The sequence below is a fragment of the Actinomadura sp. K4S16 genome (assembly GCF_008327685.1).
Classification (GTDB): Bacteria; Actinomycetota; Actinomycetes; order Streptosporangiales; family Streptosporangiaceae; genus Spirillospora.
In genome coordinates, this window is record NZ_BDDE01000011.1 from 70,036 (window position 1) to 91,889 (window position 21,854).

Genomic DNA, 21,854 nt, shown 5'->3' on the forward strand with positions numbered 1-21,854 from the left:
GCTGCGGAATGCAGCAGGATGAGCGCATGAGCTCCTCCCCGGGCCGGGCGCCCCTGGCCTCCGGCTTCGCCAATGGCGGCGTCTCCTACTGGTACCGGGCGGCCGGGCGCCCCGCCCCCGGTCCCCGCCTGCCCGGCCCGCGCACCGCCGACGTGTGCGTCGTCGGCGCCGGCTACACCGGGCTCTGGACGGCCTACTACCTCAAGCGCGCCCGCCCCGACCTGCGCGTCGTCGTGCTGGAGCGCGAGTTCGCGGGGTTCGGCGCGTCCGGCCGCAACGGCGGCTGGGTGCTGGGGGAGATCGCGGGGTCCCGGGAGCGCTACGCCGCCCGGCACGGGCGCCCCGCCGCGATCGCGCTGCAGCAGGCCATGTTCCAGGCGGTGGACGAGGTCGTCCGCGTCGCCGGAGCCGAGGAGATCGACGCCGGGCTGGTCAAGGGAGGCGTCCTGCACGTGGCCCGCAACGCCGCCCAGCGCGCCCGCCTCGCCGCCCTGGTCGGCGAGGCCCGCGAGTGGGGCTGGAGCGACGACGACCTCGTCCCGCTGCCCGCCGCCGAACGCGACGACCGGCTGCGCGTCGATGGCGCGACCGGCGCTGCGTGGAGCCCGCACGCCGCGCGGGCGCAGCCCGCCGCGCTCGTCCGGGGCCTCGCCGCGGCGGTCCGGCGGCTCGGCGTGGAGGTCTACGAGGGGACGCCCGTCGTCCGGATCGACCCGCGCCGGGGCGCCGCCCCGGCCCGCGCCGTCACCCCGTTCGGGACCGTCACCGCCGAGTTCGTCCTGCGGGGCACCGAGGGCTTCACCGCCGCGCTGCCCGGCCACCGGCGCGACTGGCTCCCGATGAACAGCTCCATGATCGTCACGACGCCGCTGCCCGCCCGCGCCTGGAAGGCGATCGGGTGGGAGCGCCGCGAACTGCTCGGCGACATGGCGCACTACTACATGTACGCGCAGCGCACCGCCGACGACCGCATCGCCTTCGGCGGCCGGGGCCGCCCCTACCGGTACGGGTCGCGCATCGACGACGGCGGCCGGACCGAGCCGTCCACCGTGGACGCGCTCTGGACGATGCTCACACGGATGTTCCCCGCCGTCGCCGACGAAGGGGAGGTGGAAGTGGAGCACGCCTGGTCGGGCGTCCTCGGCGTCCCCCGCGACTGGTGCGCGACCGTGGTCCTCGACCACGCGACCGGGCTCGGCCACGCCGGCGGCTACACCGGCCACGGCGTCGCCACCGCGAACCTCGCCGGGCGCACCCTCCGCGACCTGGTCCTGCGCCGCGACACCGAGCTGACCGCGCTGCCGTGGGTGGACCGGCGCGTCCGGCGCTGGGAGCCCGAACCCCTGCGGTGGCTCGGCGTCCACGCGATGTACGCCCTCTACCGCGCCGCCGACGCCCGCGAGGCGTCCGCGCCCTCCGCGGCCACCTCGGGCCTGGCCCGCCTCGCCGACCGGATCACCGGCCACTGACGAGCCGCTGGACCTCGCCGTACGACGGCACGGCAGGGGCCTCGCCCGCCCCGGTCACCTCGAGCGCCGCGGCGACCGCCGCCCGCAGCGCCGTGCGGAAGAGCAGCGACCCGGTGCTCACCCGGTGCACGCCGAGCCGCGCGAGGCGCCGGTAGTCGGTCCTGCCCGGGAGGTGCAGCACGTTCAGCGGCAGGTCCGTGGCGTCCAGCACGGCCCGGATGCCGGCGTCGTCCGCGATCCCCGGGACGAAGATCCCGTCCGCCCCGGCCGCGGCGAACGCCCGCGCCCGCCGGAGCGTCTCGTCCAGGTCGGGGGAACCCAGCCAGAACGTGTCGGTGCGGGCGTTCACGAACAGCCCCGGCGCGGCCTCCTTGACGGCGGCGATGACGGCCGCCTGGTGACCGGCGGGAGCGAGGGTCCCGTCGGGACGCCCGTCCTCCAGGTTGATCCCGGCGATCCCGGAGGAGGCGAGTTCGGCGGCCAGCGCGGCCACCTCGCCGGGGCGGGCGGAGAACCCGCCCTCGACGTCTACGGTCACCGGCACGGGCAGCCGCGCCAGCGTCCGGGCCAGCGCGAGGGTCTCGGCGCGCGTGCCGCCGTCCGCGTCGGCCTTCCCGGCCGCCGCGGCGACGCCGAGGCTCGTCGTCCCGATCGCCGGGAACCCGGCCTCGGCCAGCGCCGCGCCGCTCGCGAAGTCCCACGCGTTCGGCAGTACCAGCGGACGGTCGCCGTGGTGCAGCCGCCTGAACCGGTCCGCCTTCTCCGCGCCTCCGAAGTCCATGCCTTGAACCTACGGGCGGGTCGTTTCGGCGCACGTCGAAGCGTTCGCCGCGCCGGCACCCGGGCGCGCCCCTAGAAGGTGCGGTAGTGCGTGCTTAGGCGGCCCTCGTCGTCCAGGACGTGGAACGCGACGCCCGGGGGAGCGTCCATGTCGGCGATGTCGCCTTCCTGCCACGGCAGCCGGAGGGTGGACACGACGCCGGGCGCGACGAGCAGGGGCCGTCCCGCGAAGGTCGTGGCCGCTGCCGTGTGGGCGTGGCCGCACAGCAGCGCCACCACCTGCGGATGGCGCCGGACCACCTCGGCGAGTCGCTGCTCGCCGAACTGCCGGATCCCGTCGACGTAGGGGATCTGGAGATCCACCGGCGGGTGGTGGAAGCAGACGAACGCCGGCGCGTCCGGGGCCGCGGCGAGCCGCCGGTCGAGCCATCCGATCGTCTCGTCGTCGAGGTGCCCGTGGTCCTCGCCGGGGACGGTCGAGTCGCACATCAGGAACGTGGCCCCGCCGATTTCATGGGCGCGGTCGACCGGGCCGCCGCCCGGCGGCTCGTCCAGCAGGACCTCCCGGTAGGGGCCGCGCACGTCGTGGTTGCCGGGGCAGGTGAGCACCGGATGCGGCGACGCCAGCACCTTGCGGGCCTGCTCGTACTCGGCGGGCTCGCCGTGGTCGGCGACGTCCCCCGTGACGAGGACGGCGTCGAGCGGCACGCCGTTCAGGTGGTCCATGACGCGGGCCGCGCGTTCGGCGCGGTGGCCGCCGCCGTCCAGATGGGTGTCGCTGAGCTGCGCGAAAACAATCATGCCGTGAACCTAGAGGTCGACCGGACCAGGATTAAGATCCAGTTCCATGCGCGAAGACTGGACCGGTTCGGTCGATCTGCATCTGGACGTCGACTCCTCCGGGGGCCGCCGGGCGGGCCTCGAACGCGCCCTCCGCGAGGCCATCAGGTCCCGGCGGCTGGCTCCCGGCGACGTCGTCCCGTCGACCCGCGCGCTGGCCGCGGAGCTGGGCGTGGCGCGCGGGACGGTCACCGCCGCCTACGACCAGCTCACGGCCGAGGGCTACCTCACGGCCGTCCCCGGCTCGCGCACGCGGGTCGCGGTGGGTCCCGCGGCCGGGCCCGCCGGATCCGGACCGGCGCCCGCGGAACCGGCGCCCGCCAGGACACCGGTACATGACCTGCTGCCCGGACGGCCCGACCTGAGCACGTTCCCGTCCGCCGCGTGGCTGCGCTCGACGCGCCGCGTGCTGGCGTCCGCCCCGCCTGGCGCGCACGCGCTCGGCGACCCGCGCGGACGACCCGAACTGCGCGAGGCGCTGGCCGGATACCTCGGCCGGGCCCGGGGGGTGCACGCCGACCCGGCCCGGATCGTGGTCACGTCCGGCTACGCCCAGTCCCTCGGCCTCCTGGCCGCCGTCCTGCGGGACCTCGGGACGGCGGCGGTCGCGATGGAGGAGCCGGGGCACTTCTTCCACCGCGAGATCGTCCGGCGCGCCGGGCTCGGCGTCGTCCCCCTGCCGGTGGACGACCGGGGCGCGCGCCCGGACTCGCTCGACCGGGCGGGCGCGGCCGTGCTCACCCCCGCCCACCAGTACCCGACCGGGGCGACCCTCCGCCCGGACCGCCGCCGGGCCTTCGCCGCCTGGGCCCGCGACACGGGCGGGACCGTCGTCGAGGACGACTACGACGGCGAGTTCCGCTACGACCGCCAGCCGGTCGGGGCGTTGCAGGGGACGGCGCCCGACCACGTCGTCTACGGCGGAACCGCGTCCAAGACCCTCGCCCCGGCGCTGCGCCTGGCCTGGCTGGTCCTGCCCGAGCGCCTGGTCGAGCCCTTCGCCGAGGCCAAACGCCTCGCCGACGCTCACACCCAGTCGCTCGCCCAGCTCACTCTGGCCGACCTCATCGACACCCACGCCTACGACCGGCACGTCCGCGCCGCCCGCCTGCGCTACCGGCGCCGCCGCGACCTGCTGGTCGCCGCGCTCCGCGAACGCGTCCCGCACGTCCGGGTCCAGGGGATCGCCGCCGGGCTGCACGCCCTCGTCCTGCTCCCGGACGGGCGGGGTGAGGGCGAGGCCGTGCGCCGCGCCGCGTTCCACGACCTCGCCCTCATGCCTCTCCGCGACCACTGGCAGGAGCCGGACGGCCGCCCGCAGGGCCTCGTCGTCGGCTACAGCACCCCGGTCGGCGCCGCCTACCCCGCCGCCCTGGACGCCCTCTGCGCCGTTCTCGCCGAGACGTGACCCGCTCGGTCACGCGACCCTCTCCGTCGATGCTCCCGGGCGGAAGGGTGAAGGCTTCACGAGCCCCCATTCCCGAACGAGACGGCCTGGCCACTCACCGCGAAGCGGCGACGCCCTTGCGTCACCGCGGCCCACTTCTGGCCATGGGCGTCACCCTCCGTCACCCCCGCGCGGCCACGGCGTCCCAGCGGCCCGGCTCTAGGGCGGGCCTTCGGGAGCCGGGCCGGTCGGGTCCGGCGAATCCGCTCGACGGCCCGCGCGAGCGTCTGGCACCGTGGCGGACGGATATCCGATCTTCGTTCGACGTGATGGGGGGGCCGACCGTGGCATGCCGGATCACCGAGCTGGTGCTCGACTGCCGCGACCCGGAGAGGCTCGCGGAGTTCTGGTGCGAGGTGCTCGGGTACGCGGTGCTGGGCAAGGAGGGCGACGACGTCGAGATCGGCCCGCCGGAGGGGTTCGGCGGCCTCCGGCCGACGCTGGTCCTCAGCCGCAGCGACGATCCGCGGAACGGCAAGCTGCCGCTGCACTTCGACGTGAACGCGACCGACCGCGACCAGGACGCGGAGCTGGAGCGGCTCCTGGCCGCGGGGGCGCGGCACGCCGACGTCGGGCAGACGGGCCAGGAGAGCTGGGTCGTCCTGGCCGATCCGGAGGGCAACGAGTTCTGCCTGCTCCGGTCCCGCGTGACCTGACCGCACGTCCGTTCGGTGCCGAGGTCCGAGGGCCGGCACCGCCCCGCGCGTCGCCGGGCGGTGCCGGAGGGGCCTCAGGCGGTGGGCCGCTCCAGTGCCACCCTCGGGAGGCGCTTCGCGAGGGGCGCGGGGAGCCACCAGGCGTGCCTGCCGAGGAGCTGCATGACCGCCGGGACGATCAGGCAGCGGATGACCAGCGCGTCCAGGAGGACCGCCACCGCCAGGCCGAGGCCGAACTGCTGGAGCATCCGGTCCGGGCTCAGGATGAACGCGGCGAACACCACGATCATGATGGCGGCCGCCGCCGTGATGACCTTGCCGGTGGCGGCCAGGCCCTCGCGGACGGCGCGGGACGGGTCCCGGGTGCGCTCCCACTCCTCGTGGATGCGCGCGACCAGGAACACCTCGTAGTCCATGGAGAGGCCGAACACGATCGCGAAGATCATCACGGGGATGAACGCCTCGATGGGGCCGCTGTGCGCGCCGAACCGGCCGTCCTGGAAGACCAGGACGATCGCGCCGAGCGCCGCGGCGATGGACAGCAGGTTGAGCAGCGCGGCCTTGACCGGGATCAGGACCGATCGGAACACCACCATCAGCAGCAGGGCCGACAGTCCCACCACGACCGCGACGAACAGCGGCATCCGCGCCGACACCGAGTCCGCGAAGTCCTGGGTGGCGGCCGTCGTCCCGCCCACCAGGTATTCCACGCCGGTGCGGTCGGACAGGGCCGGGAGCACGTCGCCGCGCAGCTCGTGCACGAGGTCCGTGGTCCTCGCGTCCTGCGGCGCGGTCGTCGGGTAGGCGACGACGGCGGACACCTCGCCGTCCTTGGACGGGAACGGCGGGGTCGCGGCGGCGATGCCCTCCGTCCGCGCGAGGGCCTCGCGGAGCGGCCCCGCGTCGCCCTTGGCCACCACGATCAGCGGGCCGTTGAAGCCGGGGCCGAACCCCTTCGCCAGCAGGTCGTAGGCCTGCCGGCTGGTCGAGGCCGGGGCGTCGTTGCCGGAGTCGGCGAAACCGAGCCGCATGTCCAGCGCCGGCGCCGAGAGGGCGAGCAGCGCGGCGACCGCGGCGAGCAGCGCCGGAACGGGGCGGCGCTGGACGGCCGCGGCCAGCCGGCGCCAGCCGTCCTCGCGCGGCCGGGACTTCGCGGCCCGCTTGCGGACCTGCCGCTGGATGCGGCCGCCGAAGACGCCGAGCAGCGCGGGCAGCAGGGTCAGCGAGGCGGCCATCGTGACCAGCACGGTCAGCGCGACGGCGAGCGCCACCCCCTGGAGGGAGCCGAGCCCGAGGGCGATCAGGCCCAGCAGCGCGATGATGACGGTGCAGCCGGCGAAGAAGACGGTGCGCCCGGCGGCGTCCAGCGCCATGCGGGTCGCGGCCGGGGAGTCGGCCCCGTTCCGCAGCTCGTGCCGGTAGCGGTAGAAGATCAGCAGGGCGTAGTCCACGCCGACGCCCAGCCCGATCAGCATCATGATCGGCGGGGTGAAGTCGGCGACCGTGAACGCGTGCGAGGCGAGCGCGATCAGCCCGACCGCGCCGCCCACCGCGAACACGGCGGTGACCAGGGGCAGCGCCGCCGCCACGAGGGAGCCGAACAGGAACACGAGGATGACCAGGGCGGCCAGCATCCCGGCGCCCTCGGCGCCGCCGCCCCCGCCCTCCTCGGCGCCGCGGACGGCGTCGCCGCCGAGTTCGACGCGCAGCCCGTCCCCGGAGGCCGCCTGCGCGGTTTCGATGATCTTGGTGATCCGCTCCTTCGGCACGTCCTCCGCCGCGCCGTCGAGCGTCACGGTCGAGTAGCCGACGGTGCCGGATCCGGAGACCGACAGGTCGCCGACGTCGGCGACCGCGGGCAGCCGGCGCACCTCGTCGAGCATCCGCCCGACTTCCTGCCGCTCGCCCCGCAGGCCAGCCGGGGCCTCGGCGACGATCTGGACCGTGGCGCCTGCCTGGCGGGAGCCGTGCTCCTCCATCAGGTCGGCGGCGGCCTGCGACTCGGTTCCGGGCAGCGAGAAGTCGTTGTGGTAGGCGGCGCCGGCGGCCTGCGAGCCGACCGTGATCGCCGCGACCACCAGCACCCACAGGGCGAGGGCGGCCCAGCGGCGGCGCTGCGACCAGGCGGCCAGGCGCCCGAACCGGCCCGCGGGGGGAGTGGGGCCCGCGTGTGCGGGCGCCGTGTTTGGAATGGACATGCAGACGTCAACCTCGGGTCTTGAAGCGGGTGCCGACGAACGCGCCTGCGACGGCGCACAGGATCGGCACGGAGATGAAGGCGGCGAGCAGGGCGGGCGTCCCGCCCACGTCGAGCGTCCGGTCGAGGACGAAATGGAAGAACACGCCGACGGCCTCGGTCAGCATGAAGCCCGCGGCCCCTCCGACCAGGAACCCGAGCACGGCACCCGTGAGATTCATGGCGCCAGCATCGGGACGCGGTACGCCGCGCGGCATCGGCCCCCGGTGTGCACCCGGGGCACCCCACCGGTTGCGGGTGCGGGGGGCGGGTTACCGCTCCGGTCGCATCCAGGCGGGGTTGACCATCCCGGACTCGTAGGCCAGGACGACGAGCTGCGAGCGGTCCCGCGCGTCGAGCTTGGTCATGATGCGGCTGACGTGCGACTTGACGGTGGCGGGGCTGAGCACCAGCCTGCCGGCGATCTCGTTGTTGCTCAGCCCGCCCGCGACGAGGACCATGACCTCGCGCTCGCGGTCGGTGAGGGCCCGCAGCCGGGCGCCGGGCCTCGGCGCCTCGACGCGCCCGGCGAACTCGCCGATCAGCCTGCGGGTGACGGACGGCGTGATCAGCGCGTCGCCGCGCGCCGCGACGCGCACGGCGTGGATCATCTCCGCCGGCTCGGTGTCCTTGAGCAGGAAGCCGGTGGCGCCGGCGCGCAGCGCGCCGTAGACGTACTCGTCGAGGTCGAAGGTGGTCAGGATGACGACCCTGACCGCGTCCAGCCGGGCGTCGGAGGTGATCCGGCGGGCGGCCTCCAGGCCGTCCATCCGGGGCATCCGCACGTCCAGCAGCGCCACGTCCGGGCGCAGTTCGCGGCAGGCCGCCACCGCCTGCTCGCCGTCGGCGGCCTCGCCGACCACCGTGATGTCGTCCTCGTCGTCGAGGATGGACCGGAACCCGGCCCGGACGAGCCCCTGGTCGTCGGCGAGCAGAACCTTGATCATCACAGGGGTGCCTCGTTCCGGTACGGAAGGCGGGCGCGGACGAGGTAGCCGCCGCCGGGCCGGCCGCCCGCGGTGAGCTCGCCGCCGAGAGCGCGGGCGCGCTCGCGCATGCCGCCGACGCCGCTGCCGGGCGCGCCGCCCGCGGCGGCCGGGCCGCGGCCGTCGTCGGCGACCTCGACGAGCAGTTCCCCGCGGCCGGGCGCGACGTTCACGGTCACTTCGCGGGCGGCGGCGTGCCGCACCACGTTGGTGAGGGACTCCTGGACGATCCGGTACGCGGCCAGGCCGACCTCGGCCGGCGGGTCCGCCGCGTCGCCGACGCTGACGTGCACCGTGAGGCCCGCCGACCGCGCCGGCGCCACCAGCTCGCCGATCCGGTCCAGGCCGGGCGCGGGCGCGGTCGGCGCCTCCTCGTCGGCCTGCCGCAGCACCCCGAGCGTCGCGCGGAGCTCGCGCAGCGCCTCCCTGCTCGACTCCTTGATCGCCGCGAGGGCGGCCTCGCCGTTCGCCGGGTCCCGGTGGAACCGGTGCAGGGCAGTCCCCGCCTGGACGTTGATGAGGGAGATGTGGTGGCCGACGACGTCGTGGAGCTCGCGGGCGATGCGCAGCCGCTCCTCCCCGGCGGCGCGCCGCTCGGCCTCGCGCAGGTAGGCCAGGCGGCTGTGCCGGACCCAGCCCAGCGCGACCATGGCCACCACCCACCCGGACAGCATGAACAGCGCGACGCTGTTGACGTCCCTGTTGCCGAGGAGCGTGCCGGCCCCGGTGCCGATCACCGTCAGCGCGCCGAGGGCGACGGCCGCCTGGAGCCTGCCCGCCGCCGCGACCTGGTACAGCGCGACGGTGAGCGCGATCATCAGCGCTCCGTCGTAGGCGGAGAGGACGTAGTAGCCGAACGTGAGCACCAGGACGAGCGATCCGACGGCCACCGGGTGGCGGGGGGTGAGGTACAGCGCTCCGCAGGTCGCCGCGATGAGCGCCCAGCCCAGGGCGGTGACGCCCCAGGGCTCCGCGCGGTCGCCGACGAGCGAGCCCACGCTGCTGGCGGCCACCACCAGCAGCACGGCGCAGGCCAGGGCCGCGTCCCGTGCGCGGCCGCGCGGCGGAACGGGACCACGGCGACGACCCATGCGCACAGCCTAGGCGGCGGCGCCCGCGGCGCTCTCCTCCTCTCGGCCGCACCCGGCGGGCCGGCCTTGCAACCTGAGGCGCAACCGGACGCCCGCGGGCTGCGACCAGAGGCGGAGGCGCCGCCTCCCGCCCGGCGGTCCGAGCGCCGCGGCCGGAGCCCGTCAGGCGTCGTAGGTGTGGACGAACCTGGACAGCAGGCGGGCGAACTCGGCGCGCTCCTCGTCCGTCCAGTCGCTCATGGCCTTGGCGAAGTGCTCCTGGCGGGTGCGGCGGGTCGCCTCGACGACGGACCGCCCGGCGTCGGTGAGTTCCAGATGGATGCGGCGGCCGTCCTCCTGGGACGCGACCCGCCGGACATAGCCCGACTTGACCGCCTCGGCGACGATGCGGCTGCCGCGTGAGGCGTCCACGCCGAGGCGGGCGGCGACCAGGCCGACGCTCATCTCCTCGCCGGGCCGGTCGGGACCCTCGTCGACGATGTCCACGACGTGCAGGACCTGCACGTCCACGGGGAGGTTGTGCTCCCGCACCGCCGCCTTGCCCAGCCGCTGCCGCGACATCCCGCGGCGCAGCTTGACCATGCTCCGTTCGACGGCGTCCAGTGCCTCCTCGCTCATGGCGACAGTGTAACCAGGTTGCGCAGCTCATATAGTTGCTCTTAGCATTCAAATGCTCAAAGCAAACGAATGTGAGGTGCAGATGGTTTCCGCGACCGCGCCGATGACCGACCGGCACCGGCTGCTGGTGTTCGGCGGGCTGATGCTCGCCGGGCTCATGTCCTCGCTGGACGCGACGGTGCTCGGCACCGCGCTGCCGACGATCGTCGGCGACCTCGGCGGGCTGGACCGGCTCGCCTGGGTGTCGACGGCGTACGTGCTGGCCACCAGCGTCACCGTCCCGCTGTCGGGACGGCTCGGGGACCTGTTCGGCCGCCGCCGCGTGCTGCTGATCGGGCTGCTCGGCTTCCTCGCCGGATCGGCGGCGTGCGGCGCGGCGCCCGGCATGACCTGGCTGATCGTGTTCCGCGCCGGCCAGGGCGCCGCCGCCGGCTGCCTGATGAGCTCGATGTTCGCGCTCACCGGCGAGCTGTTCGAGCCGCGCGAGCGCGCCCGGTACCAGGGGTACTCGGCGCTGGTCTTCGCGGTGTCCAGCATCGCGGGACCGCTCGCCGGCGGGGTGCTCACCGACCACGCGTCCTGGCGGTGGGTCTTCTACCTCAACCTGCCGCTCGGCATCGCCGCGACCGCCGTCATCGTGCTGTTCCTGCGGCTGCCCGCGCCCGAGGGCAGGCCGCGGATCGACTACGCCGGGATCGTCCTGCTCGGCGCGGCCGTCACCTGCTTCACCCTGTTCACCAGCTGGGCCGGGACGCGCCATGCGTGGGGCTCGCCCGCCGTCCTCGCGCTTGCGGCGGCGTCGGCCGTGCTGTTCACCGCGTGGGTGCTGGCCGAGCGGGCGGCCGCCGAACCGGTCGTCCCGCCGCGCCTGTTCCGCGACCGCTCGTTCAGCGTGGCCTGCGTCGTCGCGGCCGTCGGCGGCGCGACGGGGTTCGGGCTCGCCACCTACCTGCCGATGTTCTTCCAGGTCGTCGGGGGAGTGGGCGCCACCAGGTCGGGCCTGCTGCTGCTCCCCATGATGGCCGCCCTCCTGGCCGCGTCCGTGGCCGCCGGCCGGTACATCCACCGGACCGGCCGCTACCACCGGCTGCCCGCGGCGAGCATGGCGGTCAGCGCGGCGGGGATCGCGCTGCTGGCGACCATGGACACCCGCACCGGCCTGGTCACCGCGGGCTGCTACATGGCCGTCCTCGGCTTCGGGGCCGGCCTGTCCCAGCAGGTCGTCATGCTCATCGCGCAGCAGGCCGCGCCGCACCGCGACCTCGGCGCGGCGAGCTCGGGCGTCTTCGCGAGCCGGATGCTCGGCACCGCCGCCGGGATGGCGGTGTTCGGCGCCGTCGTGGCGAACCGGTTCGCCGAGGAGATCGTCCGGCGCGTCCCGGACGGGCGGGTGCCCGCGTTCGAGGACGCCGTCCGCCCCGAGGTCCTGGAGACCCTCCCGGCGCCGGTGCGCGACGGCGTCGCCGAGGCCTTCGCGGACGCGTTCTCCACCCTGTTCGTCGCCGCGCTGCCCGCCGCCGCGGTGGGCCTGGCGGCCGCGCTGCTGCTCCGCCACGTCCCCCTGGTGCGGCGCGGCCCGGAGCGCTAGTCGCGAGCGCCGGCGTCGAGGGCGGCGTCGTGGACGAGGAGCGCGATCTGGACGCGGTTGTTCAGCTCCAGCTTGGTCAGCAGCCGCGACACGTACGCCTTCACGGTGGCGACGCTGAGCGACAGCTCCCTGCCGATCTCGCTGTTGGTCCGGCCGCGCCCGACCAGCGCGGCCACGGCCCGCTCGCCCTCGCTGAGCCGGGCGAGCAGCTCGCGGGCGCGGGCCCGGCGCGGGTCCGCGCCGCTCTCGGCCACGTACGCCATCATCTTGCGCAGTACCGCGGGCGACATCATCGGCTCGCCGGCCGCCACCCGCCGGATCGCCGCGACGATCTCCGGCGGCGGGGTGTGCTTCAGCAGGAAGCCGCTCGCCCCCGCGCGCATCGCCCGCAGGATGTGGTCGTCGGAGTCGAACGTGGTCAGGATGATGATCTCGGGCGGCTCGCGGCGGCCGCGCAGCAGTTCGGTCGCCGCGAGGCCGTCCAGCCGCGGCATCCGGATGTCCATCAGCACGACGTCGGGCCGGTGCTGGTTGACGGCGGCGACGACCTCGGCGCCGTCGGAGACGTCGGCGACCACCTCCAGGTCGCCGGCGCTCGCCAGCATCATCGACAGGCCGGCCCGGACGAGCGCGTCGTCGTCCACGATCAGGACACGGACGGGAGGGGAGTCCATCCCGCCACCCTACGGGCGTCTCAGGGACGGCGCAGGCGGCGCCCGGTGACGCTCGACGCCGCCAGCCGGAACCACGCCTCCCGGTCGCCGCCCGGCCAGGGGCGGACCTGCGCGACCTCGGCCTTCTCCGCCTCGGACAGGGGATGCGCGCCGCCGCGCAGCAGCACGCTCCAGCCCGCGTGGTCGGCCTCGTCGAACCTGTCGACCTCGAAGGCCGCCCGGACCTCCCCGCCGGCCACCGCCGTCAGCAGGTTGCGGTTCAGCCGGCCCGAGGCCGACGTGCGGAAGATCACCGCGTCGCCCTCGACGGCGTAGTTCACCGGGACGACCGTCGGTCCCTCGCCGTCGTCGAACGCCACCCGGCCGATGGTGCCGCCGGCGAGGAGCTTCATGCACTCGTCGCGGTCGAGTTCTTCCAGGACGGGCCCGTCAGAGGAGTTCGCTGCCATGCGTATCACCTTTCCCACCGGTCCCTGCGCCATGCGCCGACCGTAGCGGAAGGCGGGCGCGCAGGCGGAACCGGCCGTCGCCGGTGCGGCCGTGCTCCAGCGTCCCGCCGAGGAGCGCCACCCGCTCGGCGAGGCCGACCAGGCCCGTACCGGAACCGGGGAGGGGCAGCGGCGGCGGGACGGCCGGCAGCGCGTTCACGATCTCGACCTCCAGTTCGGCTCCCGCGTCGAGGCGGACCCGGACATGCGCGCCCGGTGCGTGCTTGCGGGCGTTCGTCAGCCCCTCCTGGACGATCCGGTAGGCGTGCCGCCCGACGCGGGAGGGGACCAGGCCGGGGTCGGGGACGTTCTGCTCCAGGCTGACGCGGCTCCCGGCGCGCCTCGACTCCTCCACGAGCCCGGGGACGTCGGCGAGCGTCGGCTGCGGGCGCTCGGGATCGGCGCCGGGCGAGTCGTCCCGCAGCACGCCGATCACCTCGCGCAGGTCCTCCATCGCCTCGTAGGCGCTCCGCCGGATGACCCCGGCGGCCTCCCGCTGGCCCTCGGGCGTCCCCGGGCCGAACTCCAGCGCCCCCGCGTGCACGGCCAGCAGCGAGATGCGGTGCGCCAGGACGTCGTGCATCTCGCGGGCGAGCCGCTCGCGCTCCAGCAGCCGGGCCTCCTCGACCCGCAGCCGCTGCTCGGTCTCCGCGGCGCGGGCCCGCTCCTCCAGCGACGCGATCAGCTGCCGCCGGGACCGCACCAGCATCCCCGTCGTGATGAGGACCGCGTAGATCAGCGCGAAGATGACGCTGCCCTCGCGGAAGTCGGTCCCGGAGGCCGACACCCAGAACAGCCCGATGATCAGCGCCAGGTTCGCGCCGGCGATCGGCAGGGCGATCCGCCAGGGGCGCAGCATGGCCAGCGAGTACATCGCGATCGCCGCCGTGCCGAGCGTCGTCGTCGCCGTCCACTGCGCGAACACCATCACGACCGCGAGGCCCACCGGATGGCGCCGCCGGAAGAGCACGAGGAACACGCAGGCGACGGCGCCGAGGAGCACGTCCCGCCGGACCGCGATCGTCTCTCCGGCAGGCAGGTCGTCGATCGTGCCCTGGAGCAGCACCCAGCCGAGCACCATCGCGGCGGCGGCGGCGCCGAGGTCGCCGAGCCAGTCGCGCCACGGTCGCCGGAGGAGGTCCATCCGGCCAACGGTAGCCGTGCCGTCCGCCCCGGTCAGCGGCCGCAGGTCGGCCGCCGCGTCGACTTTGGTCGACGCGCGTGCTGGGGCTGTCCCCACCCTCCGGCCGCCCGCTGCCCGCAGTGTGCCCGCGCCCGCCGCTGCCTAGCGTCGGAGACCATGACGACCACACGATCGAGGCGGCGCCGGGCCGCCAGGCGGGCGGCCGCGGTGCTGGCGGCGGTGGCCGCGATCGCCGTGACCGCCGCCGTCCCGGCGCCCGCGCGGGCCGAGCCGGCGCAGGCCGGCTGCACCGACCGCACGGCGACGCGGCAGGCCCTGGAACGCATGACCGGGACACACGGACTCACCGGCGCGGCCGTACGCGTCGACGACCCCGCCTGCGGGACGTGGACGGCCGGGAGCGGGGCGGCCGACCGCAGCACCGGGCGCCCGATGCGGGCGGACCTGCGGGTGCGGGTCGCCAGCGTCACCAAGACGTTCACGGCCGTGACCGTGCTCCAGCTGGCCCGGGAGGGCCGGATCTCGCTCGACGCCCCGGTCGAGCGCTACCTGCCCGGCCTGCTCGACCGGGGCGGCTACGACGGCCGCAAGATCACCGTGCGGAGCCTGCTGCGGCACACCAGCGGCCTGCCCGACCACATGGACACCTTCGCGGGGCCGGACGGGTACCGCTTCCGGCACTTCGAGCCGGAGGAGCTGGTCGAGCGGGCGCTGACGCTCCCGCCGCCGGGCCCCGGCTGGCACTACTCGACCACCAACTACGTCATCGCCGGGCTCATCGCAGAGAAGGCGAGCGGCCACTCCCTCGAGGAGGAGGTCCGGCGCCGCATCATCCGGCCCCTGCGGCTGAGCGACACCTACTGGCCGGGCGACGAGACCCGGATCAGGGGGGCGTACGCGCACGGCTACGTGCGGGAGGAGCGCGACGGGGCCGTCCGCTGGGAGGACTTCACCGCGATGAACACGACGGTGGCCTGGGCCGGCGGGGCCCTCATCTCCAGCCCGCGGGACCTGAACGCCTTCTTCGGCGCGCTGATGGGCGGCCGCCTGCTGCCGCCGGAGATGCTCGCGCAGATGCGGCGGACCGTCCCCGCCGACCCCGACCGCGTCTGGGAGGGCGCGGCCTACGGCCTCGGGCTGATCGGGACACCGCTGCGCTGCGGCGGTACCTGGTGGGGGCACGCCGGCGGCCTCGAGAGCTACATCACCGTCTCGGGCGTCGCGCCGTCGGGGCGCCGCGTCACGGTCGACCTCAACGAGAACCCGTCCACCAGGGAGGCGTTCGACGACCAGATGAAGCTCGTCGAGACGGCGTTCTGCGACGGGGCGGGCGGCCCGGCCGCCGCCGCACCGGCCGCCGCGCGCGCCGCCGAACCGGCGGCCGCCGGACCGGGCGCCGCCACGGGCGGGCGCGGGGGCCTCGCCCGCTTCTACGACCAGCGGTTGAACTGGAAGGCGTGCACGCTCGGATCCGGCGACGAGACCGGCAAGGATCTCGACAAGGCGGGCGCCCGGTGCGCGGACGTGACCGTCCCGCTCGACTACCGCCACCCGGACGGCCGCACCATCACGGTCGCGATCTCGCGGCTGAAGGCGTCCGACCCCGGCCACCGCATCGGGACGATGATCCTCAACGGCGGCGGCCCGGGACCGGCCATCGACATGCCCCCCTACATGCGCTCCATCATGGGGAAGGCCGGGCCGCGCTACGACCTGGTCGGCATGGACCCGCGCTCGCTCGGCCGCAGCGCCGCGGTCGACTGCGGCTGGCCCTCCGGGACCTGGATCAGGTCGGCGGGGGAGAGCCGCCGCTCGTTCGACCGGGCCACCGCCTTCGCCAAGGACCTGGCGGCGCGGTGCGCGCGGACGAACGGCGGCGTCCTGCCGCACGTCAGCACGCGCAACATCGCCCGCGACATGGACATCGTCCGGGCCGCCCTCGGTGAGCGGAAGGTCTCCTACAACGGCGCGTCCTACGGCACCTACCTCGGGTCGGTGTACGCGACGATGTTCCCCGGCCGCCTCGACCGCGTCGTCCTCGACAGCTCGGTCGACCCGACCCGCTTCGGCCCGCGGCTGCTGGCCGGCGCCGAAGGCGCCAACGACCACGCGCTCGGCGCGTGGGCGGAGTGGGCGGCGAGGCGCGACGCGGCCTACGGCCTCGGCGGCACCCGCGCCGAAGTCCTCGGTACCGTGCGCTCGCTCGTCAAGGCGTCCGCCGAGAAGCCGCTCGCGGTCGGCCGGTACCGCGTGGACGACACGGTGCTGCCGGTCGTGCTGTTCGACAACCTCGGCACCGACGAGGACGAGCCCAGGGCCGTGCTCGCGCAGTCGCTGCGCGTCCTCGCCAAGGCCGCGGCGGGGGAGAGCGTCCAGCCGACCAAGGAACTGGAGGAGGAGCTGGCGTTCCTGCTCACCGGCGCCGAGTCGGTGTACGGGAGCGGGCAGACCGCGATCGTCTGCGGGGACGCGGCCGCGCCGCGCGACCCGGAGTTCTACCGGCGCGACATCGAGCGGAACCGGCCGGCCAGCCCGCTGTTCGCGCCGCTGACCCGCGACGTCAACCCGTGCGCGTTCTGGCCGACGCGGCCCGCGGAGCGGCCGACGCAGGTCGGCGGGCGCCTGCCCGCGCTGATGGTGGCCGCGACCGGTGACACGCGGACCACCTACGCGAACAACGAGGCGCTGCACCGGCTGCTGCGCGGCTCGCGGATGGTCACGCTGGACGCCGACGTCCACGCGCCCTACCAGCGCGGCTATCCGAGCGCCTGCGTCATGGACACCGTCAACGACTACCTGCTGACCGGCCGCCTGCCCGCGCGGGACTTCACCTGCGACTGAGGCGGCGCGCACTCCTGGCCGAGGCCCCGGGGCGGGCCGCCCGACGACCGGGCGGCCCGTCCCGGGTCCCTTCCGCGCCTCGTGCCGCGGCCGGGCGGCCCGGTCAGCCGTTCTTGGTCTTGGCCACGGTGAGCAGCACCGCGGCGTCCTCCAGCGCCTCCAGGCCGTGCCGGGCGTCCGGGATGATCAGCAGGTCGCCGGCGATGCCGTCCCAGGAGTCCTCCCCGGCCACCAGCCGGACCCGCCCCTGCATCACCAGGACCGTCGCCTCGCCCGGGTTCTCGTGCTCCGCCAGCGTCGTGCCCGCCGTCATGGTGATCAGCGTCTGCCGCAGGACGTGCTCGTGCCCGCCGTACACCGTGTCGGCGCTGCGCCCGGTCGAGGCCGCGGCGGCGCGCTTCATCAGGTCCCGTACCCGTGCGTCCAACGAGAGCTTCTGCATGGCACCAAGTGTGCCAGTGAGGTCCGGGACGGGTCCCGGGGCCCGGGTCACGTGAGGGGCGCGCCCGTCACGGGCTTGCCGACGGCGCTGCCCGCGAGCCAGCCGTCCCAGGACTTCGCCCACGGCGTCGGCCCGTTCCCGAACTGGAGCCGCCGCGACGTGCCCGTCACCTTCACCACGTCGCCCCGGTTGGTGAAGTCGTAGAACCACTTGGCGTCCCCGGGAGCGGCGTTCACGCACCCGTGGCTGACGTTGTCGTTGCCCTGCGCGTCGGTCGACCACGGGGCCGAGTGCACGAACGTCCCGCTGTAGGTGAGGCGGACGTTCCACTTCGTCGGGATGCGGTACTCGCCGGGGTCGCCGGTGGTGGCCGAGTCCATGATGATGTGCGCCGCCTTCTCCTGCGCGATCATCGTGCCGCTGTAGCTGTCGTGCCCCGGCTTGCCGAGGCTCACCTTCATCGTCCGCACCGTCCGGCCGCCGTCGGTCACCGTCGCCCGGTGCTTCTTGGCGTCGATGGTGGTGATATGCCGCGGCCCCACGGTGAACTCGACGCTGCGGTCCTTCATGCCGTACATGCCCTCGCCGGCCTTCAGCCCGGCCAGGTGCGCGACGACCTTCACCTTCTGCCCGGACGGCCAGTAGTCGCGGGGCCGGAAGTCGACCTCCTTGTCGCTGACCCAGTACCAGGCGCCCTCGACCGGCTTGGACATGCGGACCTCGAGGGCCTTCTCCACCGCGACCTTGCCCGCCTTGGTGCTCACCGGCTTGGACAGCAGCAGCTGCACGGGCATGCCGACGCCGACGGTCTCGCCGTCCAGCGGCGACATGCCGCTCTCCAGCTTCTTCTGCGGCGTCAGGGTCGTGAACGTGGACGTCGCGGTGACCTCCTTGCCGCCGTCCCCGGTGCCCTTCGCCGTGACCGTGTAGGTCGTGGAGGGCTGCAGGGTCCATGACGACGTCCACGACTTGCCGTCGGAGGCGAGCTTCCCCTCGGCCTTGGCGCCCTTCTTGCCGTAGGCGAGGGTGACGCTGGTCAGCTTTCCCTTGTCCGCCGTGACGGTGACGGGCTTGTCGGGGGCGGCCTGCTTCGTGCCGGTCGCGGGCGTGATGGCGAGCTTCACCGCGTCCTCGGCCTTGCCGCCACCGCCACCGCCACCGTCTCCGCCGCCGGACGAGCAGCCCGCAGCGGCGATCACCGCCGCTCCGATGATCGCCGCACTCGCCGTCCCGGTCCGACCCTTGAGCACCTGAGAACTCCTCACGCTCGACGCGGGTTTTCCCTTGGTTAGGGTATGCACGCTTTCGGGCGAGGCATGCGGAAGCTCCGCTACCGTTCAGTCTTCTCCCAGGTGTACGGGCCTATCTTCATGCCGGGTTCACGGGGAGGTGAAACTCCCCGGCGGCAGCTCGGACGCGGCGGCGCGGTCCAGCAGGAAGAGGGTCCGGCTCCGGCCGCGAGCCCCGGCGCACGGGACCTGGAACGGGTCCGCGTCCGGGGCCAGCCCGCGCCCGACGGCCTTCGCCTTGGACTCGCCCGCCGCCAGCACCCACACCTCGTCCGCGGCGCGCAGGGACGGGAACGTGAGCGAGATCCGGGTCGGCGGCGGCTTCGGGGCGCCGCGCACCGCCGCGACCGCGCCCTCGTCGCGCAGCGCCGGCATCTCCGGGAACAGCGACGCCACGTGCGCGTCGGGGCCGACGCCCAGCATCAGCACGTCGAAGGACGGCACCGGGCCGCCCCCCGCCCCCGCGGCGGCCCGCAGCTCGGCGGCGTACCGCTCGGCCGCGGCGTCGGGGTCGTCGCCGTCCGGGCCGTCCGCCGCCGGCATCGCGTGCACCCGGGCCGGGTCGAGCGGGACGCGGTCGAGCAGCGCCTCCCGCGCCCCGGTCTCGTTGCGCTCCGGGTCGCCCGCGGGCAGGAACCGCTCGTCGCCCCACCACACGTCCAGCCGGCCCCAGTCGACCGCGTCGCGGGCGCCGGAGGCGGCCAGCGCGGCGAGCACCGCCGTGCCGACGCCGCCGCCGGTGAGCACGACCGACGCCGAGCCCCGCGCCGCCTGGACGTCGGCGATCCGCGTCACCAGCCGGGCCGCGGCCGCCTCGGCGAGCAGGGACTGGTCGCGGTGGACCAGGACGGCCGGGGGAGTCACGCGTCCCCCGACTTGCCGCGCCCCTTGCGCGCCGGCGGCTTGGACTCGCCCTGCTTGGACTCGGCCTGCTTCCTGGCGGGCCCGGTCTTGGCGGCGTCGGGCGTCGCCGACACCGGCTCGCTCGCCACGCCCGGCTTCTGCGTTCCGCCCGCGAGGTCCTTGGCGAACCGGGCGGCGGCCTCGCGGTAGACCTCGTCGGGGTCGAGGCGCCGCAGCTCCTCGGCCAGCAGCTCGGCCATCGGCCGCCGCATCAGCGACACCTGCCGGTCGGGCTGGCCGGGACGGGACAGCGTCGCGACCCGCCCGTCCGGGCGGTCGATGACGATGTCGCCGCCCGTCGTGGCCAGCCGGACGCCGGTGATGCCGGGGCCCTCGGAGACCGACCGGCCCACCGGGACGCCGAGCCGGACCGACAGCCACGCGGCCAGCAGCTCCGCGCTCGGGGAGTCCGGCTCGGCCATCACCTCGCCGGCGGTGATCTCCTCGTGGTCCTGGTCGAGCGCGGCGGCCAGCAGCGACCGCCAGGAGGTCAGCCGGGTCCACGTGAAGTCGGTGTCGCCCGGCCGGTAGCCCTCGGCGAGCTGGGCGAGGGTGCCGAGCCGGTCGCGCGCCGCGTAGGAGTCGGTCACCCGGCGCTGCGCCAGCCGGCCGAGCGGGTCCTTGGCGGGCACCTTCGGCACCTTGCCGCCGGGCCACCACGTCACCACCGGGGTGTCGGGCATCAGCAGCGGGACCACGACGGAGTCGGCGTGCTCGGCGAGCGGCCCGTACATGCGCAGCAGCACCGTCTCGCCGGGGCCGGTCTCGCCCATGCGGATCTCGGCGTCGAGCCGGGACGAGCCGCCGCGCGGGTCGCGGGAGATGACGGTCAGCACCCGGCAGGGGTGCTCGCGCGCCGCCTCGGTCGCGGCGCGCACCGCGTCGTACTGGGCCGACTCGTCCGTCACGATGATCAGCGTGAGCACCATGCCGACGGCGGGGCCGCCCATCAGGTGCCGCGACTGCGTGAGCGCGTCCTGGATCTTGCGGGTCGTCGTGCCGGTCAGATCGATGTTCATCGGTGCTCCTTCGTGGATACCCCGGCCTCAAGCCGGGGAGGAAACGAAGCCCCTGTCGAGCAGGACGTGGAAAGACGAGTTCCCCAGGGAGATTTGGCCTCTGCGCTCGCACCCGGGCCGGTAGCTTGTGAGGCATGGCGCGGCAGGTCAGGCGGGCGTTCAAGTACCGCTTCTACCCCACCGCCGAGCAGGCGGCCGAGCTGTCGCGCACGTTCGGATGCGTGCGACTGGTCTACAACAAGGCGCTTGAAGAACGCACCCGGGCCTGGTACGGCGAGCAGCGCCGCATTTCCTACCTGCAGTCTTCGGCGGCGCTGACGCAGTGGAAGAAGACCGAGGAACTGGCCTTCCTCACCGAGGTGTCCTGCGTGCCGCTCCAGCAGGCGCTGCGACATCTTCAGGCCGCGTTCGCCAACTTCTTCGCCAAGCGGGCCGCCTATCCGCGGTTCAAGTCGCGCAAGCGGTCGCGTTGCTCGGCCGAGTACACCCGCAGTGCCTTCACCTGGCGCGATGGGCGCCTGACGCTGGCGAAGATGGCCGCGCCCCTGGACATCCGCTGGTCGCGTCACCTGCCCGAGGGGGCCGAACCGAGCACGGTGACGGTGTCGCGCGACAGCGCCGGCCGCTGGTTCGTCTCCCTGCTGTGCCAGGACACCATCCCCGCCGCTCCCGCCACTGACGCGGCGGTCGGGGTGGACGCCGGGATCACCTCCCTGGTGGCCCTGTCCACCGGGGAGAAGATCACCAACCCCCGGCACGAGCGGCGGGACCGTGCCCGCCTGGCCAAGGCGCAGCGGGAGCTGGCCCGCAAAGCTCCCGGTTCGGTGAACCGGGACAAGGCCCGCCGCAGGGTGGCCCGGGTGCACGCGCGGATCGTCGACCGGCGCCGCGATTTCCTGCACAAGGTGTCGACCCGCCTCGTCCGTGAGAACCAAACGGTCGTGGTCGAAGACCTCATTGCCGGCAACCTGCTCAAGAACCGCAAGCTCGCCCGCGCCATCTCCGACGCCGCGTGGCGGGAACTGCGCACGATGCTGGAGTACAAGTGCGCCTGGTACGGCCGCGACCTCGTGGTCGTCGACCGCTGGTTCCCCTCCACCAACCTCTGCGGGACCTGCGGAACCGTCCGCGCCGAGCTGCCGCTCAACGTCCGCGAATGGACGTGCGGTTGCGGCAGCGTGCATGACCGCGACGTGAACGCGGCGCGCAACGTCCTGGCCGCCGGGCTGGCGGTGACCGCCTGTGGAGACGGTGTAAGACCTCAACGGGGCACCTCCCGGACGGGGCACTCGTCGGCGAAGCAGGAAACCCAGCGGGCGACCGCTGGAATCGCCCGCCCGTAA

At 74.8% G+C, this 21,854-nt stretch carries 20 protein-coding genes; 6 read left to right on the forward strand and 14 right to left on the reverse strand.

Annotation, left to right across the window (positions count from 1 at the left end; all coding sequences use genetic code 11):
• Positions 1–26 precede the first annotated feature (26 nt).
• Positions 27–1,469, forward strand: coding sequence for an FAD-binding oxidoreductase (locus tag K4S16_RS07510; protein ID WP_149258143.1), 1,443 nt, complete (start codon positions 27–29; stop codon positions 1,467–1,469).
• Here K4S16_RS07510 and K4S16_RS07515 read toward each other — a convergent pair.
• Together K4S16_RS07515 and K4S16_RS07520 are read right to left on the reverse strand one after the other, a co-directional pair.
• Positions 1,456–2,250, reverse strand: coding sequence for an isocitrate lyase/phosphoenolpyruvate mutase family protein (locus tag K4S16_RS07515; RefSeq protein WP_149258144.1), 795 nt, complete (start codon positions 2,248–2,250; stop codon positions 1,456–1,458). The two genes, K4S16_RS07510 and K4S16_RS07515, sit on opposite strands and share 14 nt — an antisense overlap.
• A gap of 71 nt (positions 2,251–2,321) precedes the next feature.
• Positions 2,322–3,050, reverse strand: a complete 729-nt coding sequence (locus tag K4S16_RS07520; RefSeq protein ID WP_149258145.1) for a phosphodiesterase — start codon at positions 3,048–3,050, stop codon at positions 2,322–2,324.
• A 46-nt stretch (positions 3,051–3,096) separates the two neighbouring features.
• On the opposite strand from K4S16_RS07520, the gene K4S16_RS07525 reads away from it, so the two are divergent.
• Both K4S16_RS07525 and K4S16_RS07530 read left to right on the forward strand, forming a co-directional pair.
• Entirely contained in the window at positions 3,097–4,497 is a 1,401-nt protein-coding gene (locus tag K4S16_RS07525) for a PLP-dependent aminotransferase family protein (RefSeq protein WP_149258146.1), read from the forward strand.
• Positions 4,498–4,820: 323 nt separating this feature from the next.
• Positions 4,821–5,192 (forward strand): VOC family protein, encoded by a 372-nt coding sequence (locus K4S16_RS07530; RefSeq protein WP_149258796.1) that lies wholly within the window; start codon positions 4,821–4,823, stop codon positions 5,190–5,192.
• A 74-nt stretch (positions 5,193–5,266) separates the two neighbouring features.
• Here K4S16_RS07530 and K4S16_RS07535 read toward each other — a convergent pair whose 3' ends face one another.
• From K4S16_RS07535 to K4S16_RS07555, 5 genes are all read right to left on the reverse strand, one after another.
• Entirely contained in the window at positions 5,267–7,390 is a 2,124-nt protein-coding gene (locus K4S16_RS07535; RefSeq protein WP_149258147.1) for an MMPL family transporter, read from the reverse strand.
• Positions 7,391–7,397: 7 nt separating this feature from the next.
• Positions 7,398–7,610 carry a hypothetical protein gene (locus tag K4S16_RS07540; protein WP_149258148.1) on the reverse strand — a complete coding sequence of 71 codons (213 nt, stop codon included), beginning with the start codon at positions 7,608–7,610 and terminating at the stop codon, positions 7,398–7,400.
• 90 nt (positions 7,611–7,700) lie between these two features.
• On the reverse strand, positions 7,701–8,375 hold the full coding sequence (locus K4S16_RS07545) for a response regulator transcription factor (RefSeq protein WP_149258149.1): 675 nt from the start codon (positions 8,373–8,375) through the stop codon (positions 7,701–7,703).
• Positions 8,375–9,505: a sensor histidine kinase gene (locus K4S16_RS07550; RefSeq protein WP_149258150.1), complete on the reverse strand. Its 1,131-nt coding sequence runs from the start codon at positions 9,503–9,505 to the stop codon at positions 8,375–8,377. Before K4S16_RS07550 ends, K4S16_RS07545 begins: the two co-directional genes overlap by 1 nt.
• A 162-nt stretch (positions 9,506–9,667) precedes the next feature.
• Positions 9,668–10,123 carry a MarR family winged helix-turn-helix transcriptional regulator gene (locus tag K4S16_RS07555; protein WP_149258151.1) on the reverse strand — a complete coding sequence of 152 codons (456 nt, stop codon included), beginning with the start codon at positions 10,121–10,123 and terminating at the stop codon, positions 9,668–9,670.
• An 82-nt stretch (positions 10,124–10,205) separates the two neighbouring features.
• On the opposite strand from K4S16_RS07555, the gene K4S16_RS07560 reads away from it, so the two are divergent.
• Positions 10,206–11,711: an MDR family MFS transporter gene (locus tag K4S16_RS07560; protein ID WP_160160866.1), complete on the forward strand. Its 1,506-nt coding sequence runs from the start codon at positions 10,206–10,208 to the stop codon at positions 11,709–11,711.
• Here K4S16_RS07560 and K4S16_RS07565 read toward each other — a convergent pair.
• The 3 genes from K4S16_RS07565 to K4S16_RS07575 are packed head-to-tail and all read right to left on the reverse strand — an operon-like array spanning position 11,708 to position 14,017.
• Entirely contained in the window at positions 11,708–12,385 is a 678-nt protein-coding gene (locus K4S16_RS07565; RefSeq protein ID WP_149258153.1) for a response regulator transcription factor, read from the reverse strand. The genes K4S16_RS07560 and K4S16_RS07565 overlap by 4 nt on opposite strands.
• A gap of 20 nt (positions 12,386–12,405) precedes the next feature.
• The gene (locus K4S16_RS07570) at positions 12,406–12,834 is read right to left on the reverse strand and encodes a pyridoxamine 5'-phosphate oxidase family protein (protein ID WP_149258154.1); all 429 of its coding nucleotides are present in this window, start codon (positions 12,832–12,834) and stop codon (positions 12,406–12,408) included.
• Positions 12,815–14,017: a sensor histidine kinase gene (locus tag K4S16_RS07575; protein WP_149258155.1), complete on the reverse strand. Its 1,203-nt coding sequence runs from the start codon at positions 14,015–14,017 to the stop codon at positions 12,815–12,817. Before K4S16_RS07575 ends, K4S16_RS07570 begins: the two co-directional genes overlap by 20 nt.
• Positions 14,018–14,173: 156 nt before the next feature.
• On the opposite strand from K4S16_RS07575, the gene K4S16_RS07580 reads away from it, so the two are divergent.
• Positions 14,174–16,858 (forward strand): alpha/beta fold hydrolase, encoded by a 2,685-nt coding sequence (locus K4S16_RS07580; RefSeq protein ID WP_149258156.1) that lies wholly within the window; start codon positions 14,174–14,176, stop codon positions 16,856–16,858.
• A gap of 103 nt (positions 16,859–16,961) precedes the next feature.
• Here K4S16_RS07580 and K4S16_RS07585 read toward each other — a convergent pair whose 3' ends face one another.
• From K4S16_RS07585 to K4S16_RS07600, 4 genes are all read right to left on the reverse strand, one after another.
• Complete coding sequence (locus tag K4S16_RS07585) at positions 16,962–17,300, reverse strand: cupin domain-containing protein (RefSeq protein WP_149258157.1); 339 nt, start codon at positions 17,298–17,300, stop codon at positions 16,962–16,964.
• 47 nt (positions 17,301–17,347) lie between these two features.
• Entirely contained in the window at positions 17,348–18,550 is a 1,203-nt protein-coding gene (locus K4S16_RS07590; RefSeq protein WP_149258158.1) for an Ig-like domain-containing protein, read from the reverse strand.
• 129 nt (positions 18,551–18,679) lie between these two features.
• Positions 18,680–19,453 carry a 6-phosphogluconolactonase gene (pgl, locus tag K4S16_RS07595; protein ID WP_149258159.1) on the reverse strand — a complete coding sequence of 258 codons (774 nt, stop codon included), beginning with the start codon at positions 19,451–19,453 and terminating at the stop codon, positions 18,680–18,682.
• Positions 19,450–20,511: a glucose-6-phosphate dehydrogenase assembly protein OpcA gene (locus tag K4S16_RS07600; RefSeq protein WP_149258160.1), complete on the reverse strand. Its 1,062-nt coding sequence runs from the start codon at positions 20,509–20,511 to the stop codon at positions 19,450–19,452. Before K4S16_RS07600 ends, pgl begins: the two co-directional genes overlap by 4 nt.
• Before the next feature lie 134 nt (positions 20,512–20,645).
• On the opposite strand from K4S16_RS07600, the gene K4S16_RS07605 reads away from it, so the two are divergent.
• Complete coding sequence (locus K4S16_RS07605; RefSeq protein ID WP_149258161.1) at positions 20,646–21,854, forward strand: RNA-guided endonuclease TnpB family protein; 1,209 nt, start codon at positions 20,646–20,648, stop codon at positions 21,852–21,854.

Bases quoted from the DNA above. Each gene is read 5' to 3' on its own strand.
- K4S16_RS07510 (WP_149258143.1), top strand. From the start codon at position 27: ATGAGCTCCTCCCCGGGCCGGGCGCCCCTGGCCTCCGGCTTCGCCAAT.
- K4S16_RS07515 (WP_149258144.1), bottom strand. From the start codon at position 2,250: ATGGACTTCGGAGGCGCGGAGAAGGCGGACCGGTTCAGGCGGCTGCAC.
- K4S16_RS07520 (WP_149258145.1), bottom strand. From the start codon at position 3,050: ATGATTGTTTTCGCGCAGCTCAGCGACACCCATCTGGACGGCGGCGGC.
- K4S16_RS07525 (WP_149258146.1), top strand. From the start codon at position 3,097: ATGCGCGAAGACTGGACCGGTTCGGTCGATCTGCATCTGGACGTCGAC.
- K4S16_RS07535 (WP_149258147.1), bottom strand. From the start codon at position 7,390: ATGTCCATTCCAAACACGGCGCCCGCACACGCGGGCCCCACTCCCCCC.
- K4S16_RS07540 (WP_149258148.1), bottom strand. From the start codon at position 7,610: ATGAATCTCACGGGTGCCGTGCTCGGGTTCCTGGTCGGAGGGGCCGCG.
- K4S16_RS07545 (WP_149258149.1), bottom strand. From the start codon at position 8,375: ATGATCAAGGTTCTGCTCGCCGACGACCAGGGGCTCGTCCGGGCCGGG.
- K4S16_RS07550 (WP_149258150.1), bottom strand. From the start codon at position 9,505: ATGGGTCGTCGCCGTGGTCCCGTTCCGCCGCGCGGCCGCGCACGGGAC.
- K4S16_RS07555 (WP_149258151.1), bottom strand. From the start codon at position 10,123: ATGAGCGAGGAGGCACTGGACGCCGTCGAACGGAGCATGGTCAAGCTG.
- K4S16_RS07560 (WP_160160866.1), top strand. From the start codon at position 10,206: ATGGTTTCCGCGACCGCGCCGATGACCGACCGGCACCGGCTGCTGGTG.
- K4S16_RS07565 (WP_149258153.1), bottom strand. From the start codon at position 12,385: ATGGACTCCCCTCCCGTCCGTGTCCTGATCGTGGACGACGACGCGCTC.
- K4S16_RS07570 (WP_149258154.1), bottom strand. From the start codon at position 12,834: ATGGCAGCGAACTCCTCTGACGGGCCCGTCCTGGAAGAACTCGACCGC.
- K4S16_RS07575 (WP_149258155.1), bottom strand. From the start codon at position 14,017: ATGGACCTCCTCCGGCGACCGTGGCGCGACTGGCTCGGCGACCTCGGC.
- K4S16_RS07580 (WP_149258156.1), top strand. From the start codon at position 14,174: ATGACGACCACACGATCGAGGCGGCGCCGGGCCGCCAGGCGGGCGGCC.
- K4S16_RS07585 (WP_149258157.1), bottom strand. From the start codon at position 17,300: ATGCAGAAGCTCTCGTTGGACGCACGGGTACGGGACCTGATGAAGCGC.
- K4S16_RS07600 (WP_149258160.1), bottom strand. From the start codon at position 20,511: ATGAACATCGATCTGACCGGCACGACGACCCGCAAGATCCAGGACGCG.
- K4S16_RS07605 (WP_149258161.1), top strand. From the start codon at position 20,646: ATGGCGCGGCAGGTCAGGCGGGCGTTCAAGTACCGCTTCTACCCCACC.